Annotated in this window: 17 protein-coding genes; 13 read left to right on the forward strand and 4 right to left on the reverse strand. The window is 55.2% G+C overall.

The window, feature by feature from the left end:
- Nucleotides 1–53 precede the first annotated feature (53 nt).
- Nucleotides 54–2684, forward strand: coding sequence for an EAL domain-containing protein (locus AAC086_RS06705; protein ID WP_339776826.1), 2631 nt, complete (start codon nt 54–56; stop codon nt 2682–2684).
- An 83-nt stretch (nt 2685–2767) separates the two neighbouring features.
- Here AAC086_RS06705 and AAC086_RS06710 read toward each other — a convergent pair whose 3' ends face one another.
- Nucleotides 2768–4102, reverse strand: coding sequence for a sodium-dependent transporter (locus tag AAC086_RS06710; protein WP_339776828.1), 1335 nt, complete (start codon nt 4100–4102; stop codon nt 2768–2770).
- Nucleotides 4103–4370: 268 nt separating this feature from the next.
- On the opposite strand from AAC086_RS06710, the gene AAC086_RS06715 reads away from it, so the two are divergent.
- The 11 genes from AAC086_RS06715 to AAC086_RS06765 all read left to right on the forward strand — a co-directional run bounded on the left by AAC086_RS06715 (nt 4371) and on the right by AAC086_RS06765 (nt 13267).
- Nucleotides 4371–5141, forward strand: a complete 771-nt coding sequence (locus tag AAC086_RS06715) for a DUF1223 domain-containing protein (protein WP_339776830.1) — start codon at nt 4371–4373, stop codon at nt 5139–5141.
- Between the two features lie 147 nt (nt 5142–5288).
- Complete coding sequence (ccmA, locus tag AAC086_RS06720) at nt 5289–6032, forward strand: heme ABC exporter ATP-binding protein CcmA (protein WP_339776832.1); 744 nt, start codon at nt 5289–5291, stop codon at nt 6030–6032.
- Nucleotides 6029–6694 carry a heme exporter protein CcmB gene (gene ccmB / locus AAC086_RS06725; RefSeq protein WP_339776835.1) on the forward strand — a complete coding sequence of 222 codons (666 nt, stop codon included), beginning with the start codon at nt 6029–6031 and terminating at the stop codon, nt 6692–6694. The genes ccmA and ccmB overlap by 4 nt, the downstream gene beginning before the upstream one ends.
- 117 nt (nt 6695–6811) lie before the next feature.
- On the forward strand, nt 6812–7588 hold the full coding sequence (locus AAC086_RS06730) for a heme ABC transporter permease (RefSeq protein WP_339776836.1): 777 nt from the start codon (nt 6812–6814) through the stop codon (nt 7586–7588).
- Nucleotides 7585–7782 carry a heme exporter protein CcmD gene (gene ccmD / locus AAC086_RS06735; RefSeq protein WP_339776839.1) on the forward strand — a complete coding sequence of 66 codons (198 nt, stop codon included), beginning with the start codon at nt 7585–7587 and terminating at the stop codon, nt 7780–7782. The genes AAC086_RS06730 and ccmD overlap by 4 nt, the downstream gene beginning before the upstream one ends.
- Nucleotides 7783–7797: 15 nt before the next feature.
- Nucleotides 7798–8286, forward strand: a complete 489-nt coding sequence (gene ccmE, locus AAC086_RS06740) for a cytochrome c maturation protein CcmE (RefSeq protein ID WP_339776841.1) — start codon at nt 7798–7800, stop codon at nt 8284–8286.
- Nucleotides 8287–8434: 148 nt separating this feature from the next.
- Nucleotides 8435–10534 carry a cytochrome c-type biogenesis CcmF C-terminal domain-containing protein gene (locus AAC086_RS06745; protein ID WP_339776843.1) on the forward strand — a complete coding sequence of 700 codons (2100 nt, stop codon included), beginning with the start codon at nt 8435–8437 and terminating at the stop codon, nt 10532–10534.
- Nucleotides 10531–11070, forward strand: a complete 540-nt coding sequence (locus tag AAC086_RS06750) for a DsbE family thiol:disulfide interchange protein (RefSeq protein ID WP_339776844.1) — start codon at nt 10531–10533, stop codon at nt 11068–11070. Before AAC086_RS06745 ends, AAC086_RS06750 begins: the two co-directional genes overlap by 4 nt.
- Nucleotides 11067–11666, forward strand: coding sequence for a DsbE family thiol:disulfide interchange protein (locus tag AAC086_RS06755; protein WP_339776846.1), 600 nt, complete (start codon nt 11067–11069; stop codon nt 11664–11666). The genes AAC086_RS06750 and AAC086_RS06755 overlap by 4 nt, the downstream gene beginning before the upstream one ends.
- Entirely contained in the window at nt 11663–12166 is a 504-nt protein-coding gene (locus AAC086_RS06760; RefSeq protein WP_339776849.1) for a cytochrome c-type biogenesis protein, read from the forward strand. The genes AAC086_RS06755 and AAC086_RS06760 overlap by 4 nt, the downstream gene beginning before the upstream one ends.
- A gap of 60 nt (nt 12167–12226) precedes the next feature.
- Nucleotides 12227–13267, forward strand: a complete 1041-nt coding sequence (locus tag AAC086_RS06765; protein WP_339776852.1) for a tetratricopeptide repeat protein — start codon at nt 12227–12229, stop codon at nt 13265–13267.
- Between the two features lie 44 nt (nt 13268–13311).
- Here the strand turns inward: AAC086_RS06765 and AAC086_RS06770 are convergent, their stop codons facing one another.
- From AAC086_RS06770 to AAC086_RS06780, 3 genes are all read right to left on the reverse strand, one after another.
- Nucleotides 13312–13776, reverse strand: a complete 465-nt coding sequence (locus tag AAC086_RS06770; protein WP_339776853.1) for a hypothetical protein — start codon at nt 13774–13776, stop codon at nt 13312–13314.
- A gap of 210 nt (nt 13777–13986) precedes the next feature.
- Nucleotides 13987–15834 (reverse strand): lytic transglycosylase domain-containing protein, encoded by a 1848-nt coding sequence (locus AAC086_RS06775; RefSeq protein ID WP_339776854.1) that lies wholly within the window; start codon nt 15832–15834, stop codon nt 13987–13989.
- Between the two features lie 350 nt (nt 15835–16184).
- Nucleotides 16185–17132: a uracil-DNA glycosylase gene (locus AAC086_RS06780; protein ID WP_339776856.1), complete on the reverse strand. Its 948-nt coding sequence runs from the start codon at nt 17130–17132 to the stop codon at nt 16185–16187.
- Between the two features lie 234 nt (nt 17133–17366).
- On the opposite strand from AAC086_RS06780, the gene AAC086_RS06785 reads away from it, so the two are divergent.
- Entirely contained in the window at nt 17367–19004 is a 1638-nt protein-coding gene (locus AAC086_RS06785; protein ID WP_339776858.1) for an electron transfer flavoprotein-ubiquinone oxidoreductase, read from the forward strand.
- Nucleotides 19005–19062 lie beyond the last annotated feature (58 nt).

Genomic DNA, 19062 nt, shown 5'->3' on the forward strand with positions numbered 1-19062 from the left:
GCCCCCGACACAGGAGAAAATCCGTTGTTTCTAAACAATTATAGCAATAGATAATGACGAGTTACGCCAAAATACCCGCTCCGCTGTTATCAGTGCGTGTTGGAACTTTGACACATGGCCAGGTTCTGACCTGCAACCCTGACCTGCCCCTTGGTGACGCCATTGCCCTGATGCATCGCCATCTGCGCAGTTCAATCGTGATTACACAGGACAACAAACCCGTCGGTGTCTGGACAGAACATGACTGTCTGACCATCAGCGCCGATGACCCGACAGCCTTTCTCCGTCCGATTTCTGACTGGATGTCGTCGCCTGTGCGCACGATGTTGGCCCATGCCTCGGTCGAGGCGGCAACATTTCGGATGCGACGCGATAAATTACGCCATCTGATCATTATTGATGACCAGGAATGTCTGGTTGGCATTGTCAGCCAAAGCGACCTGATCCGTGTGCCAAGTGCCATCCACCCCTTGCGCGAACGCGATGTGTCATCGATCGTTCGCCGCAACACGGTCAGCGTTCCCGGCGAAACACCGATCAGCCAGTTGCAGGCGGCAATGAAGGAAGGTGAATGCGACAGCGCCATTGTTTTTCAACCTGTTGCCAAAACATCACCTGAAAGCACACTAGTGCCGCTCGATGCCGCCCGGTCGGAAATGCGTCCTGCCCATGAAGATGCTGGTTCTGTGATCTCAACAGTCGGCATTGTCACCGAACGCGATATTGTTGGCTATTTGGTTCATCGCAGTGCGTCGGGCTCGGCCTGGGAAATTGCCAGCCGCCCGGTTCGCCGGGTTAGCGACCATACCAGCCTGCAAGATGCCCGGCAGATCATGATCGATCATCAGATCCGCCACCTTGTTGTCACCGATTCTCATCAGAACGTCCTGGGGATTTTGTCGTTCAACGATCTTCTTGCCTCGATCGAGCAGGATTACCTGCAACATATGCACGATGCGATGGAAGACCGTGACACAGCACTTGCACGGGCGCAAAAGTCATTGCACCTGACCCGCAAGATCATTGAAAGCTCGCCCGACGGCATCATCATTGTCGATGACCAGGGCAAGATCGAAGACGTAAACCCGTCCTTTACCCGTGTCACCGGCTATAGTGCCGCCGAAGCCATCGGCAAAAGCCCCAATCTTTTGCAATCGGGCCGTCATGACCGCGCCTTTTATCAAGATATGTGGCAAAGCATTACCCGGGCGGGCCGCTGGCAGGGGGAAATATGGAACCGGCGCAAATCGGGCGAGATCTATCCCGAATGGCTGTCGATCATTGCCATTCGCGACGAACAAGGGAACGTTCTGCAATATGCCGGTATTTTTTCCGACATTACCGATCGCAAGCAGACCAGAGACGATATCCGTCGCCTGTCACATTTTGACGAACTGACCGGTTTTCCCAATCGGCGCCGGTTTCTTGATGTTCTGGGTCGCACCCTGAACGACTGTCGCGGAAACAACGATAGCGTCGCTGTTTTGCTGGTCGATATCGATAACTTTCAACGCATCAATAATACGCTGGGCCATGCAACGGGCGATGATGTGCTGGTCGATTTTGCCGGACGCCTGAACAGGGCCTTGCCCGCCGATGCCATGCTGGCACGGATGGGAGCCGATGATTTCGCCATTCTGTTACCGCAAAAAAACAATAGCGACACCCTGGAGACCATGGCCCAGGATTTGATGGAGGTGTTTGATCACCCCCATTTCTCTGCATCGGGCGGCGAACTGTTTATTACCGCCAGCATGGGCATCACCCTGTATCCGCGCGATGGCAGCGACACCACCATGCTGTTGCGCAATGCCGAAATTGCCATGTTGCGCGCCAAAAACCATGGTCGCAACCGGTTCAATCACTATAACCGGTCGATGAACACGGCCAGCAGCGAAACCCTGGCCCTTGAAACCGATTTGCGCCACGCATTGGAACGGCGCGAACTTTATCTGGCCTATCAGCCGCAATTCTTTGCCAATAATGGCGCGCTTTCGGGGTTTGAAGCCCTGATCCGCTGGCGCCATCCAAAGCACGGCGAACTGGCCCCCGATAAATTCATACCGCTGGCCGAAGAAATCGGCATGATCGATGAAATCGGCCTGTGGGTGTTACGCACGGCCTGTACCCAAATGGTGAAATGGCGACAACAGGGCCTGCATAACATCACCATGGCGGTGAACGCCTCCTTGCAGCAATTTAGCAACCCGATTGAATTTGGCGATCAGGTGTCGGCCGCCTTAAATGAAACCGGCCTGGCGGGCGACCGGCTGGAAATTGAAATCACCGAAAGCCTGTTCATGCAGGATATCGAAGATACCTGCCGCAAATTGCAGCGGATCAGCGATCTTGGGGTTAAAATTGCCCTGGATGATTTTGGCACCGGCTTTTCCAGCCTGAGCTATCTGCGCCATGTGCCGTTTGATGTGCTGAAAATTGACCGCAGCTTTGTCAACGATATTGGCAAGGGTATTGGCGGCAGCGAACTGGTGCGCACCATTATTAATATGGCGCATAATCTGGGTAAAACCTGCATTGCCGAAGGTGTTGAAACCCTGCAGCAAGAACAGTTCCTGCGCGAAAATGGCTGCAATTTCCTGCAAGGATTTCTGCGGGGCCGCCCGGTCCGGGCCGCCGAGATTGAAAAAACCTTTGCCCCCCTGTTTGCCGGTTCCGCTCTGTAACCGCAAAGCAATCTTGAAAACACAAAAGGGCGGAAACGAATCATCGTTTCCGCCCCCGATCTGTCAAACAGAACGCGCTGGTATTAGCCGATCAAACCCTGAATCAGGATAAAGGCAATTGCCAACGGCGCGATGAACTTTACAACAACACCCCAGGCATTGATCCATACCGGAACAACACCGTTATGGGTCGCAATGTCAGCCTTGGCGGCCCCCCAGACAACCCAGCCCACAAACAGCGAAATAAACAGCCCGCCAATCGGCAGCAGCAATTTCGATGAAATGAAGTCCATCAGGTCAAAGAAGGTCATACCGAAAAACCTGGTATCGGCCATCAGCCCCATCGACAGCGATGACGGAATCCCCAAAACGAAGATGATTGCACCAACAACAATGGATGCCACCTTGCGGTTGACCGCCCGGTCATCAACGAAATAGGCCACCACAACTTCGAGAATCGACACCGAAGATGTCAATGCGGCAATCGCCAGCAACAAGAAGAACAGGAAGGCAAAAAATTCACCAAACGGCATTTGGGCAAAAACAGCCGGCAAGGTGATGAATGTCAGGCCCGGGCCTGCTGCCGGGTCAAAGCCAAAGGCAAACACAGCAGGCAGCACCAGCAAACCGGCCAGAACCGCAACAGCGGTATCAAGAAGCGTAACCCAGCCTGCGGCACCCGCAATGTTTTCCTTTTTCGACAGATAAGACCCATAGGTAATCATGGCCCCCATCCCCAGCGAGAGCGAGAAAAACGCCTGCGACAGCGCATCCGAGACCGTATTCCACGTCACCTTCGAAAAGTCCGGCTCCAGCAAAAAGGACAAACCGGCCCCGGCACCAGGCAACGTCACGGCCCGCGCAATCAGGATCAGCAACAAAATGAACAAGGCGGGCATTAAAATTTTGGATGCCCGTTCAATGCCACTGCCAATGCCCGACAGCACCACAAATACCGTCAGCGCCATAAACAGGGCGTGATACACCAGCGGTGAAATGTTACTGCCAATAAAACCTGCAAAATCCGCCCCCAAAACAGCAGGGTCGCTGCTGGAAAGGGCGCCGGTAACCGCTTTGACCATATAGGCGATCGTCCAGCCGGCAACGACGCTGTAAAAGGACAGGATCATAAAGGCGGCACCAACACCGCACAAACCAACCAGCGGCCATGCGCCGCCTTTCAGCTTTTTAAACGCCCCGATGGCGTTCTTTTCGGCCATGCGGCCAATCACCATTTCGGCCAGCATCACCGACAGACCAATCGTAAAGACCAGTGCCAGATAAATCAGCAGAAACGCACCGCCCCCGTTGACCCCCGCCATATAGGGAAATTTCCAGATATTACCCAGACCGACAGCAGACCCGGCAGCTGCCAGAATAAAGCCGAGGCGTGACCCCCAATGCTCACGTTTTATCATTTCCTGTAAAACCTCTTGTGTTGCCGATCTCGTTTCTTTCCCGATAACGGATTGATGGACCAGCTTTTATTTTGAATTTAAAGGATGGGCAGAGGCCCTGGTCCCTGCCATTTTCCCCTCGGATAACGCAAGGCCAATATCACCCTTTAGCAGAAAATACGTAAAAGTACCGCAGCCAATTACGCAAAAACCATGTGTTTTTATGATCAATGGTTGCTTCAACCGCTTGTGATTGGCAGGTGAAGAAGCAATCGGCAATGATAGGGGGATGAAAACAAATTCACTCAAATTTGTGTGGGGCTTCGCACTGGCAGTTTCGCTCGCGCTTGCTGTTCCCGGTCCGGCCCACGCCGCTGCGCCGCAAACCACCAGCCAGACCCCGCAGGCGGTTGTCGAACTTTTTACATCCGAAGGATGTAGTTCGTGCCCGCCAGCTGATGCGGTTCTGCGCGATATTGCCCAGGAAACACACAATCTGCTTTTGCTGTCATTCCATGTGGATTACTGGAATTATCTGGGCTGGAAAGACCGTTTTTCCGAACCGGCTTATACCGAACGCCAGCGAAAATACGCCGCCTTCCAGCATAAAAGCTATGTCTATACCCCGCAAATCATCATCAACGGCGCCGGGTCGGTGCGCGCCACCCACAAGGACGCCATCCTGAAGGCCGCCCTGAAAAAACCATCACCCCTGGCATCCTGGGTGACCATAAAGACCGACGCCACAGCCGGGCAAAAGCCGGGCGGTATTGTTCAACTGGCCGCCACACCCGGTAACGCCCCGACAAAACCTTTAAAAATCTGGCTGGTCGGATTTGACCGTCATGCCAGCACCGAGGTCGAAACAGGCGAAAATGCCGGTCTTAGCCTCGCCCATGTCAATATCGTGCGCGAACTTGATGATCTGGGCACGTGGGATGGCACCCCGCGCGAAATACCCGTGCGGCTGGAATATAACTGCAATGGCGGCATCGCCGTTCTGTTACAGGAAGAAAAAGGCGGCCCCATTCTAAGCGCGGGAATGGCGCGTTTTTATTGAATACCGGGGGGCATGTTTTTATTAAAATAATGTGCAAAAAGACACCTGCCGCGTCACAGATTGACCTGAAACAAAGTCATCTGGTCAAATGTCGGATAAAGCATGATTCCCATGATACTTCACGGTATAGAAGTGCATGACATATGAATGGTTTGTGTGGCCTGGATGATTGTTTTTACCGGTTCTGATCTAACCTGCCGTCGCGGCGAAAGACTGGTTTTCGCCGATCTGGCGTTTGATGCGCGTCCGGGCGATGCCCTGATGCTGCGCGGGCGCAATGGTGCGGGAAAGTCCAGCCTGCTGCGCCTGATGGCCGGTTTATCCGAACCGCTCAGCGGGGCCATTTGCTGGCAAAACCAAAATATCCACCATGATTTACCTGCCCATCGGGCTCGCTTGCAATATCTTGGCCATCAAGATGCCGTCAAACCCGTTCTCACAGTTCGCGACAATCTGCGTCTATGGGCAAGCCTGCGTGATGTCGATAACAGCGATGGCGCCATTGATTATGCCTTAAATGCGCTTGGTATATTGCATCTGGCAAAAACCAGCGGTCGTTTTTTATCTAGCGGGCAAAAACGCCGCACCGCCCTTGCCCGCATTCTGATTGGCGAAAGCGACCTTTGGCTGCTTGATGAACCGACCGTCGGGCTGGACCGCGAATCCTGTGCCGATCTCGCCCGGATCATTGATGCCTTTCGTGCAAACGGCGGCATTGTGGTCTATTCGACCCATATTGATCTTGATATTGCCAAGCCGCGCAGTGTCGATCTCGATGAATTTGCCATGCCGATGTTTGACTGGCTGGCAGAAGAAGATAATGATGCCGACGATACCGGCAGCACCGCAACAGAGCACGCCCCGAGCTCGAATTTTACGGGGATCGCATGAAAATACTGATCGCCATATTGACCCGCGACCTGCGCCTTGCGCTTCGTCAAGGAGCAGACTCGATCATGGTGGTAGCTTTCTTCATCGTCACCACCACATTGTTTCCTTTCGGGGTGGGACCGGAAGCCAATATTCTGGCGCGCATTGCCTCTGGCGTGATCTGGGTTTCGGCCCTTTTAGCGGCGATGTTGTCACTGGAACGGGTTTTCCAGACCGATTTTGAAGATGGCACGCTTGAACTTCTGTCGCTGTCGCCTGTGCCGCTGGAACTGGTTGTTCTGGGCAAGGTATTGGCGCACTGGCTGACAACAGGCCTGCCGCTGATCATTGCTGCCCCCTTAATGGCGGTGATGCTTAATATGAACAGTGCCGGTTTTGGCACCTTGATGCTGGCAATGCTGGTCGGCACACCGGCCCTTAGCCTGATCGGGGCCATTGGCGCCGCCCTTATTCTGGGTGCGCGACGGGGCGGGGTTCTGGTCTCGCTGCTGGTGTTGCCACTTTATATTCCGGTGCTTATTTTTGGCGCCGGGGCCGTGGAGGCCGCCCTTTTGGGCTTGCCCGCTGGCGAACATATACAAATTATGGGGGCGATCCTGCTTCTGACACTCGCCCTCGCCCCGCTGGCTGCGGCCCGTGCCCTGCGATTGGCGGTGGAATAAACGCCCAAAGATGCCCGCCCCTGTTGGCAATGCCTGCAAAGGGGCGGACAAGGACATTGAAAGACCGACAAAACCGGCCCGGATAACATTTCCCGGGATGCGAATGGACAAGGAAAAATGCATCGTTTCGCCAAACCAAGTGTGTTTCTAAGACTGGCCAGTGCCGTCATGCCCTGGGCCATCGGCATAACGGTGCTGACCCTTGCTGTGGGGTTGTATCTGGCGCTGGTGGCATCCCCTGCCGATTATCAGCAGGGCGATACCGTGCGCATCATGTATATTCATGTGCCCGCCGCATGGATGGGCCTGTTTTGTTATGTCAGCATGGCCATTTGTGGCGCCATGAGCCTGATCTGGAAACATCCGCTGGCCGATATTGCCGCACGGGCCACCGCCCCGATCGGGGCCACCTTTACCGCCCTTTGCCTGATTACGGGGTCGCTTTGGGGCGAACCGATGTGGGGGACGTGGTGGGTATGGGATGCGCGCCTGACCTCGATGCTGATTTTGCTGTTTCTGTATCTGGGCTATATGGCGCTGGTAAATGCCTTTGACGACCCCGAACGCGGGTCCAAAGCCGGGTCGGCACTGGCGCTGGTGGGCGTGATTAATGTGCCGATTGTCAAATTTTCGGTCGACTGGTGGAACACCCTGCATCAACCGGCATCGGTTGCGCGCATGGGCGGGCCGAGCATCGACCCCAGCATGTTATGGCCGCTTCTCCTGATCGCCATCGGGTTTACCGGCTATTATGTCATTGTGCTGATTTTGCGCATTCGTCTTGAACTTAACGAACGTCGCATACGCGCCCTGCAACTTGGCGGCATTGGCGAAGACGCCCATAACACAGCCCCGCCAGCCTATAATCCCGAACAGGCAGGAGCAGGGAAATGACCGATTTTTTTGAAATGGGCGGCTATGCCGGTTATGTCTGGTCCAGCTATGGCTTAACCGCCATTGCCCTGCTGGTTTTGCTGATGGTCAGCCTGCGCGGCCTGAAAAAAAGCCGTGTCGACCTTGCCCATCTTGAAACCCTGTTGAAATCCCGACGGCCCCGGCGCAAAAAAGCGCCCGCTCGCCAGTCCTAAGCGGAGATCACCAAAGTGTCCCTGTCCCGTGCCAAATCGCGCAAACGTCAACGCCTGTATCTGATTGGCGCGGCCCTGCTGGCTGTCAGCGCTGCGACGGCCCTTGGCCTGACGGCCTTTCGCGATTCCGTTGTGTTTTTCTTCAGCCCGACCGAACTTGCCGAGCAATCGCCGATGGACCCGGACCGCCGCCTGCGCATTGGCGGACTGGTCGAGGAAGGATCGCTGCAAAAACTGGAAAATGGCAGCACGGTCACCTTTACCGTGACCGACATGCAGCATGATGTGCAGGTTTCCTATACCGGCATCCTGCCCGACCTGTTTCGCGAAGGGCAAGGCGTTGTTGCCGAAGGCCACATGAACCCGAAAGGCCAGTTCGTCGCCCAGGAAGTTCTTGCCAAACACGATGAAAACTACATGCCCCGCGAAGTGGCGGATGCGCTGAAAAAAAGCGGTCACTGGGAGGAAATCGAAAAGCAAAATGCCAAAAATATGCGTAATTAAGCCATATTTTTGAACCATTAGGAATATCAGGGATATTTCTTGTTGGGGCGGTTTCGTTTTTGACCCAATTTCGTTTAGCATCACCGACCATCGCAAGATGGCAGGGGGAACCCTGTTTTTCGCATGACAGGATAAAGCACCGCACGGCATGATCGCAGAAATCGGACATTTCGCCCTTATTCTTCTCCTGATGCTGGGATGCTGCCAGGCTGTTTTGTTTTCTCCGCCAGGGGCACTGTTTCGCCGCCCCTCCGGGGTGGCTGCAAACGCTGCTTCTTTGCACATCGCCGGGTCTGGCACTGTTACGGTTGAAAAAAGCGGATTTTGGCGCGGCCTCTCGTTTGCACTTTTAAATCCGTTTCCAGCCGACAATGCTGTATCGACCCCAACCGCACCGATCTGGCCGTTGCCCTTGATGATTTGCCTGCTGGCGATTGGGGCGCAGGGAAGCCTGATTTACAGTTTTATCATCAGCGATTTCACCCTGCAGCTGGTCACGCAATACAGCCATTCATCAACACCGGTTTTATACCGCATTGCCGCCGCCATCAGCCCGGATCGCGGCGCGACCCTGCTGTGGATCACGCTGACCTCGCTTGCCACCATTCTGTTTTTGCTGCAAAACGCCGTCTTTAAAAAATCCGAAAATCCCCACACCGTCATAGCGGTCATGGGGGTGATTATTGCGTTTTTAGCGGCCAGTGTCCTGTTCGATGGCGACCCGTTTACCCGCATGACCGACCCGCCGCTGGACGGGCAAGGGTTTGATCCGCAATCGCAAGATATTCTGGATATTTTCTATTCGCCAATCCTGCATGCCGGGTTGGCGGGGCTTTCCGTCATTTTTGCCGCCACTGTTGCGGCCCTGCCGCGCGCGCGCCTGAACCGGTCGTGGGCCGAAATGCAGCGCCCATGGGCGTTATTGTCATGGACCCTGCTGGGTGCCGCCATGATGATCAGCGCCTATCGCGCCTATGCCGAACAAAGCTGGGGCAACTGGTGGTATTGGGATGCATCGGAAAATGCCGTACTGCTGCCGTGGTTGCTGGCAACGGCGTTTTTGCATTGCCTGGCGGTGCTGGAAAAAACCGAAGCCTTAAAACCCTGGACCGCGCTTTTGGCCCTGTCGGCGTTTGGCGCGGGCTGGTTTGGCACATATCTGGCCCGATCCGACCTGCTGGGGCCGCTTCCGGCATCCTTGCGGGCCAGTGGCGATAATGCAGTTCTTCTGATTGGTTTTTGCCTGTTATTTGCCGGGGCCTATTATATGTTTTCGCGCGCCGCCGGGCATTTGCGCGAAAACGCCGATTTCACCCTGGTGTCGCGCGAAAGCGGCATGTTCATCAATAGCGTACTTTTGGCGGTGGCAGCCGCCATTGTCATGGTGGGCACGGTTTATCCGCTGTTTTTACGCTGGCTGGGCGGCACCATCATTACCGTCGGTCCGCCGTTTTTCGTTCAGGCCCTGATGCCCGTCACCCTGGCCCTGCTGTTATTGATGGGGTTATCGCCCACCCTGCGCTGGCGCGTGGACGGGGCGGCAGCGGTGGGGCGGCGCATGAAACTGGCCCTGATCTTGTCGATCATCGTGACCCTGTTTGTCTGGATGCGCCATATTGACGCGCCGGCTCTGCCCTTGCTGGGCATTGGTCTGGCCGCGTGGGTGGTAACTGCCGCCTTGGGTGATTTGTGGGAAAAACTGTGGCGGCACCGCGATCACGGTGAAAGCAAACACCGCAATGTCAAAATGCTGGGCCCGCGTTATATTGGCATGTCTCTGGCCCATATTGGCATGGCGTTGCTTATCGCCGGGGGGTCGGCCAGCAGCCTGTGGGAAGAACAAACCGTGCTGTCGGCGCGCACCGGGCAAAGCATCGAAATCGGTCCCTATAATTTGCAATATGAAGGCGTTTCCTTGTTGCCGGGCGAAAATTTTGCGACCCGCAAGGCTAAATTCATTATCTATCGCAATTCACAGCCGGTCAGCGAACTTTACCCCGAGGTCCGCTATTACCCGATCCGCGGGGTTGAAACCACGGAATCGGCAATATGGCATGGCCGCGATGGCGATTTGCACGTGTCGATTGGCGACCGTGCCGAAGATAGCGGTCGCATTGTTGATGTTCGCTTTTTACCCATGATGCCATGGGTGTGGGCGGGCATGCTGCTTATCCTGCTTGGCGGGGTCATAAACATGCTTACCCGCATGATCCTGCTTTTTAAGAAGAACGGAGTATCCGCCCCATGAGGTTCTGGATCGCTGTCATCCCGCTGGTGCTTTTTGCGGCCCTGGCCGGAATATTTCTAACCAATATCGGCAAGGATCAATCCGTGATTCCCTCCGCCCTGATTGGCAAACCGGCACCCGAATTTTCCCTGCCGCCCCTTCCGGGCCGCGAGAAGGGTATTTCACGCGCCGACCTGACCCGGGGACATGTTTCTGTGGTTAATGTTTTTGCGTCCTGGTGCGTACCCTGCCGGGCTGAACACCCCCTGATCAAGCGCCTGGCTGCCGAAGCAGACGTTCCGGTTTATGGCCTGAACTACAAGGAAAAAGACCCGCAGGATGGCGTAAACTGGCTTGACGAACTTGGCGATCCCTATAAAGCCGTCGGCATGGATATTTCTGGCCGAACCGGGATTGATTTCGGGGTTTATGGTGTTCCCGAAACCTTCATCATCGATGGCGAAGGCAAAATTGCCTATAAACAGGTAGGTCCTATCGATGCCAAAACACTGGAAAACGTGCTTCTGCCGAAAATCAGGGAGTTGAAAAAAGGATGACGCCCCCCTTTCGCCCAAACAGGTCAATCTGGCTGGCAATGCTGGCTGTTGTGGTGACCCTGTCCTTTTACGCCCGTCCGACCTACGCATTTAGTTTCAATGACCTGCTCAACGGGGAAGAAGCAAAACCAGACCCCAACGATACTATCGAGAAAAATCCTATTGGAAAACCCGTACCCGCTTTTGCGTTATCGCCTCTTCCTGGCCGAGACAAAGGGCTTTCTAATACGGACCTAACAGCTGGAGATATTTCGGTCGTAAGCATTTATGCATCTTGGAGTCCCCCCTGTCGCTTTGACATTGAGACATTTAAGCGCCTCTCTGCCGATGGAGGAGTTCCCATCTACGGAATTGCCTATAAGGAAAGAACACCTCAAGAAGCATTAAACTGGCTTAGCGAACTTGGCGATCCCTATACTTCGGTCGGTATGGATACTGACGGAATGGTAGGTAAATCCTTTGGAATTTACGGTGTTCCCGTAACCTTCATCATCGATGGCGAAGGCAAAATTGCCTATAAACAGGTGGGCCCTATCGATGCCAAAACACTGGAAAACGTAATTCTGCCTAAAATCAGGGAGTTGAAAAAAGGATGACGCACCCCTTTCGCCCAAACAGGTCAATCTGGCTGGCAATGCTGGCTGTTGTGGTGACCCTGTCCTTTTACGCCCGTCCGGCTTTTGCGGTGAATCCCGACGAAATGCTGTCCGACCCGGTATTGGAACAACGGGCGCGCACGATCAGCGAAGAATTGCGCTGCCTTGTTTGCCAGAACCAGTCGATTGATGATTCGGATGCCGACCTGGCCCATGATTTGCGGGTTCTGGTACGCGAACGCCTACTGGCTGGTGACAACAACCAGCAAGTAATTGAGTACATTGTCGCGCGCTATGGCGATTATGTGTTGCTAAACCCGCCCTTTAAACCCGACACCTACATCCTGTGGGCCAGCCCGTTTATTTTGCTTATTCTGGCAGCCCTTGCCGTGGTTGGGTTTTATCGCCGCAAAAAGCGCGATGGCCGCACCGCACCAGCAAACCTGAGCGATCAGGAACGCAAACGCCTTGACGAAATTCTAAGTCATTCGGGAGATTAGGCCACCCATGACCGGCATGAAAGACAGCCGTGCTCCCGCCGCCCCCTTGCGGAATGCACCATGATCTGGTGGGGCATTGCAGGACTTTCCTTACTGTCATTCGCAACCGTGTTTTTCACGGCCTTTTGGCGTGGCAAAACCGGCGATGCCGGGTCTGTCCCCGCCAACAGCGGCGCACCGGCATCTGCGGCGGCCCACATGGCACAAACAACGGCCACCGCCAAACCCAAATACCAGATCGGCGATGTCGTTGATGATGACGATGATGACGACGATCTCGATGATGATGACTATATCGCATATCGCACCGCACAGGCGCGAAACGATGCGGTGTTAAACCCGCCGGTTGCCAGCGCCGCGCAACAACCTGTCATCAGCGCCAATAATGCCGATAGTGCCAATTCCGGCCTGCCACAAAACGGCATAAACACCCAAAAAACCAAAAACATGATTTTGGCGATTATGTTTGCTGCCGTTCCGGTCATGGTGGCCATTGGCATTTATATGTGGCAGGGCAACCCCGAAATGCCTGCCCGCCCCTATGCCGAGCGGGCCAGCGAACGCAATATCGCCGCTGCCGCAGCGGCCGCGGCCGACCCCGACGACCCCGACGCCCAAACCGACAAGCAGATCCGCCGGTTGCTGGGGCAGATCGTCATATCGCTGGAAGCCAATCCGCGTAATCTGCAAGGCTGGCTGGTGCTGGCGCGCGGCTCCTTGCGGCTGGGCGATATTGACCGTGCGGTTGCCGCCTATCGCCGGGCCTATGCCCTGTCGGGGCAAAACCCGTTACTGGCGATTGAATATGCCGATACCCGCATCACGGCCAAAGGCGGCCAGATCGACGAAATATCGCGCAATCTGGTGCTTCATGCCCTTGGTCAAATGCCCAATCACCGGCTTAGCCGCTATTATTACGGGGTGATGCTTGAACAGCAGGGCCACCTCACGCAATCGCTGCATGTGCTGCGCGACCTGATCAATGACCTGCCCGCCGATGCACCACTCAGTGCGTCTACAGCCGCTGAAATTTCATCGCTGGAAGCCAGGATTGAAGCCAGTGAAAACAGCAAAAACAGTGCCACCAAGCCCGACAATTGATCGGCTGATCGGGCGATCAAAGGGCGCACCGGCGAGAGCATGCTTTAAAGGCCGTTAAGCCAGCCCACAATAAACAACGACGTCAAAACAATGCCGACCACCAAGGCCCCCGTCACCACAACAGCCACGATCCGCCACAGAACCGGCAATTCCGCCAATGCAAGCAGATCATCGCGGTCATCCCACCCCCCTTCATATGGGGGCAACGGTTGTGCCCGTGCGGATGGTTCATCGTCACCGGGGGGTGTATTGGGGGTGTTTTGCACAGCACCTGCATCCTGAGCGTCAGAAGCGCTGTTGCCCTTGCCAGATGCGGTCGTCGGTTGTGCCGAACGGATTTGATCCTGGCGCAAGGTACTGCCAAACCGCCGCAGGGCTTCTTCCCCGCTCATGGCGGGCATGACAATGCGATCCAGAAACGTGCCACCTGACGAAGACTGTGCGGCGGGTTCTGACTCTGGTTTTGCTTGTGGCTTTTGCGGCACTTGATGCGGTTTTGGTTCTTTCACGTTATCGAACCCTGATACCCGTTAAATTTTGCCCGGTTCAACCTGGCTTTTGGCCCTGTATCGGTCTTTGGCCCTGATACACCAAAACCGTCATCGGCAATCTTGTTGCCAATGACGGTTTCAAGGGACATCCCTTTTTGGCGAAAAAAGCGTCGCTGTAACATCAGCTGTGCTTCAAATCTGCCCCTGAAAACGACGGCTCAAAACGCTTTAGCGCGACGCAGCAAGGCCATCGGCATCCTGGGACTGATAAACAGGCCACTTGCCCGCAGCCAAACGGTCCAGCGACGGGCGATCCTGCCCCAGACGGGACCGGTACATCCACAAATTTGCCATCACCCGTTCGATAAACAGGCGGGTTTCGCGCGACGGAATACTTTCAATAAAATACAACGGATCTTCGTTGTCTTTCAGCGCCTTTTGCCACCGGCCCAAATTACCAATGCCGCCATTATAAGCTGCCATCAGCTGCAAAAATCCGTTATCCACGCCGTTCTGATCAAGCAAATGACCAACATATTTCTGGCCCAGCCCGATATTGACTTCCGGTTCGTACAGTTCTTCGCGCTTTGTCCCGCGATAGCGGGTATTGCCAATATAGCTGGCGGTGGCGGGCATCAATTGCATCAAACCGCGCGCGCCAACATGGCTGCGCGCCTCGGCATTAAAACCCGATTCCTGACGCATCAACGCATAAATCAGGGCGCGATCCACGTTATAACCACCCTCGGGCACCCATGAGGGTACCGGATACAGCGCATTTACAATCACTTCACCCGTTTTCTGGGCAATATAATTGCCCAGACGCATGGTCAGGGCGGCAAAGGATTCGGTATCGGCCAGAGACAACACCGCACGGCGCAGGCTGGGGTCGCTGGAAATGGCAGCTTTGCGCATTTCACGTTCGGCATCATGACGCCGACCAATTTGCAGCAATGCCAGCGACCGGCGCCCATGCGGGTCAAGCCGCAACTTGTTGGCACGGTCCTGGGTCAGGCTCAGGCTGTCCCAGTCAAAAACATCATCGCGGCCAAGGGCGCGCAATGCCAGCAAACCATAAAACGAGCGCGGATATTCGGCGGCACGGTTCAACAGTTTATCGGCACGGTCAAACTTGCCTTCGGCCAGATCAATCCGGGCGGCCCAAAACGCCCCGGCAGACCGGGTCCAGCTTGAGGCATACTGGTTGGTCGAAACATCGTCAAACTGCTGGTGGGCTTCGTCAAACCTGTTTAGGCGCCACGCGGTCAAACCCGCCACCCACAGGGCTTCGGGCAAATATTTACCCGAGCGTTTTGCGGCCCTGGCGGCATGTTTCAACGCCAGATCAGGCTTGCCGAAATAATAATATCCCGCCGCAATCGAGGCGCGCGCCTGGTCCTGCTCATAGGCATCAAACAGGTGCTGTGCTTCGGCGCTATCAAGAACTTCCAGCGCCCCGGTGGGCCAGCCAGAGCGGATACGCGAATGAATGCGGCGCTTTAAAACCGACACCCGGCTGCGCTGGGCAGCCGACAGATTTTTGGTTGATTTGTGATAATAAGGGCGGATGTCTTCGTAATCATATCCGGCCCCCTTCAGGTATGACCCGACCGGGCGCTTGGGCTTTGCGGCCGCGCCGCGACGCGACATCGCCAAATCATAAATACGGTCTGCTTCGGGAAGATCGGCATATTTCGCCAGCCAGTCACGCAGTTCGGAAAACCGCGAACGATATGCTGTCGGATGCAGATAACGCTGGGCCATCACATGGCCCATCAGCACATCATCAGACAGGCGTGAAATCAGGTTGTCCGCATCTTTCCAGCGACCATCCTTTTGCACCTTGAAAATCTGGCGATAAAGCTCTGCATCCCGGTGTGAAAGGACACTGGGAATTTTAACCGCATCGGAATCAGTTGCGTCATCAAGGCCAGGGGTGCTGAGTGCTGCCTGTTCCTGTGCCGCATGAACCACTTTTGGCCCTGTCACACACACGGTGGCAAGGGCAAAAACAGTAATAGTGCGCCTGATTCGCGTGGTTAAACGCGAGATAAACATTGTACGTGCTTCGATCAAAACCTGTCTTTTCCCCAAACAGACCCCGGTGTAAACGCGGTTTTTCTAACCCGAAGCAGTTTGTCGTCGCAACCTGTGTAAGCGGTTTCCCCGTCTTTAAGCGGAGATATATACCAGTAAAATGCCCTCCAACGAAGCATTTTTATCCTGTATTCAGCACCTTGCCCGCCCATCATCGCCAAACGCATATCAGACCTGCCCCAAAAAAAAGCGGCAGAAATTCTGGTTATTTTACAAAAACAGTTCCTGGAAAGGCCGCAAAACTGCATAGCAGCACGATAAAAGAATCGTTTGGGCACCTGTTGGAGCACACAAACGACATGCCCAAACCGCCACATCCCCCGATGCGCCTAGCTGCGCAATTTTTTGACAATGCCGCGCAAATCCTGCCAGGCGACCCTTTTTTGTTCGGGCGTTTTAAGCAAATAAGACGGATGAAACATGGCTGTTACGTCTGACTGGACCGAGTCGGAAAACGCAATTTCGTGCCAGGTGCCGCGCAACCGGGTAATACCTTTATCCTGTTCCATCAACGTCTTGGCCGCACTGCCGCCCAGGCACACCACAATCCGGGGGCCAATCATTTCAATGTGACGGCGCACAAAAGGTTCGCAGACCATCAATTCATCGGCGGTGGGTTGGCGGTTTCCCGGCGGCCGCCAGGGCAAAATATTGGTCAGATAAACCGTTTCGCGCGACAGACCGATAGAGCGCAACATCGCATCAAGCAGCTTTCCCGCCGCCCCGGTAAAAGGGGCGCCCTGCCGATCCTCGTCGGCGTCGGGGGCCTCGCCCACCAGCACAATATCTGCCGCCGGGTTGCCACTGCCAAAAACGGTATTGCTGGCCGATTTTTTAAGCGCACATCCCTCAAATGCCCGCAATGCTGCGTGCAATTCTTCCAGCGTTCCGGCATCCGATGCCGCCTTTTGCGCAGAAATACGGGCTTCCGAAGGCGTATCAGATAGAACAAATCCGCCGATCGCGGCAGGCGGCATCGCCGCGCCAGCCCCCGCACCGACACCCGCAGGCCCCGATGAACGCCCCGCAGCCGCCCCGCCATAGGTCCCGCGCCCGCCCGGCGCTGTTAGCGGCCCCGTTGCCGACATCGTCCCTCGCGGCGCCCCTGGGGGCATTGCCCCTGGCATTGTTCCCTGCCGTGACAGGCTCTCGGAGGCCCGAAAACGGTCCAGTGGCTCGTCGGCAATAGCCTCGTCCGCGCCCATTTCATATTGCCAGATCAGGGCTTGCAGGGCATCCAGGCTATTTACATCAAAATTTGTTATGGGTTTGCTCATCTACACAAATAAGGCGTATGTTGCAGTGCGGTTTGCACAACAAACCGCTTCACTCGGAACGACTTTAACGATTTTAGGCTACTTGTGCCATATACAAACCGGCATTAAATCGGTATAGCATTACCGATTAACCGCAGGACGAAGCACGGGGCTTGGGCGAGACCCCGATCATGACGAAAAGGCCGCAGCAAAAAAGGCATTAAAGCCAGCGTTGCGACAAAGGAGAGAGACGAGATGGAACGGGAATCCATGGAATTTGACGTGGTGGTCGTTGGTGCAGGCGTATCTGGCCTTGCCGCTGCCATCCGCCTGATGCAACTCGCCCGGGAGCAGGAAAAGGAAATCACGGTTTGCGTGGTGGAAAAAGGCTCTGAGGTTGGGGCGCATACCCTGTCTGGTGCGGTGATTGAACCCCGCGCCCTTAACGAACTTTTCCCCGACTGGCAGGAACGCGGCGCGCCGTTAAATGTGCCCGCCACCAAAGACCAGTTCATGATCCTGAGCGAAACCGGCGCCAAACAGCTGCCAACCCCGCCGCAAATGCACAATAAGGGCAACTATATTGTCAGCCTCGGCAATGTGTGCCGCTGGCTGGGTGAACAGGCCGAAGCCCTGGGGATTGAAGTTTACCCCGGCTTTGCCGCCGCCGAAGTGCTGTTTGACGATGCCGGTTCTGTGCGCGGCATTGCCACAGGCGATATGGGCATTTTACGCGATGGCAGCCAGGGCCCCAATTACGAACCGGGCATGGAACTGCACGCCAAATACACCTTCTTCGCCGAAGGTTGCCGGGGGTCCCTTTCTGAACAGCTGATCAAAAAGTTCAATTTACGCGAAAAATCCGACCCGCAAACCTATGGTATTGGCATCAAGGAATTGTGGGAAGTTGACCCGGCGGTCCATGAAGAAGGCAAAATCCAGCATACGGTGGGCTGGCCGCTGGATTCAAAAACCTATGGCGGGTCATTCCTGTATCATCTTGATAACAATCAGGTCTCTGTCGGGTTCGTGATCGGTCTGGATTACGAAAACCCCCATCTGAGCCCGTTTGAAGAATTTCAGCGGTTCAAGACGCACCCGCAAATTCGCAAGATTTTTGAAAACGGCCGCCGCATTTCGTATGGTGCACGTGCGCTTAACGAAGGCGGGTTTCAATCCCTGCCCGATCTGGTGTTTCCCGGAGGCTGCATCATTGGCTGTTCGGCCGGCTTTATGAATGTGCCGAAAATCAAAGGGTCGCATACGGCAATGAAAACCGGCATGCTGGCCGCAAAAGCCGCCTTTGACCAACTGATCAGCGAAACGCCCGCCCCGGTGCTTGATGCCTATCCGAAGGCCGTTGAAAACAGCTGGATCTACCCGGAACTTTACAAGGTGCGCAACATTCGACCCAGCTTTGCCAAATGGGGCTTTTGGGGCGGCATGGCCTATAGCGCGGTGGACACCTATATTTTCGGGGGCAAAGCGCCCTGGACCTTTAAAAACCATGCCGATCATTCCTGCCTGAAACCGGCAGCCGACATGCCCGAAATCACCTATCCCAAACCCGATGGCAAAATCAGCTTTGACAGGCTTTCTTCGGTGTTTTTATCCAACACCAACCACGAAGAAGACCAGCCGGTGCATCTGACCCTGAAAGATGCCAGTGTGCCGGTGGATGTAAACCTGGCCAAATATGCCGGGCCGGAAGCCCGCTATTGCCCGGCAGGTGTGTATGAATTTGTGGCCGATGCGGAAAATGGCGGCCAGCGCCTGCAAATCAACGCGCAAAACTGTGTGCATTGTAAAACCTGCGACATCAAAGACCCGACACAAAACATTGTCTGGGTGGTGCCACAGGGCGGCGGCGGGCCGAATTACCCCAATATGTAAGCACCTGTCAAAAAGGGCCGCGTCATGCCACGCGGCCCTTCTTTTTCGGGCAAGGTCG

Source organism: uncultured Thalassospira sp., from assembly GCF_963976115.1.
Taxonomy (GTDB): Bacteria; Pseudomonadota; Alphaproteobacteria; order Rhodospirillales; family Thalassospiraceae; genus Thalassospira.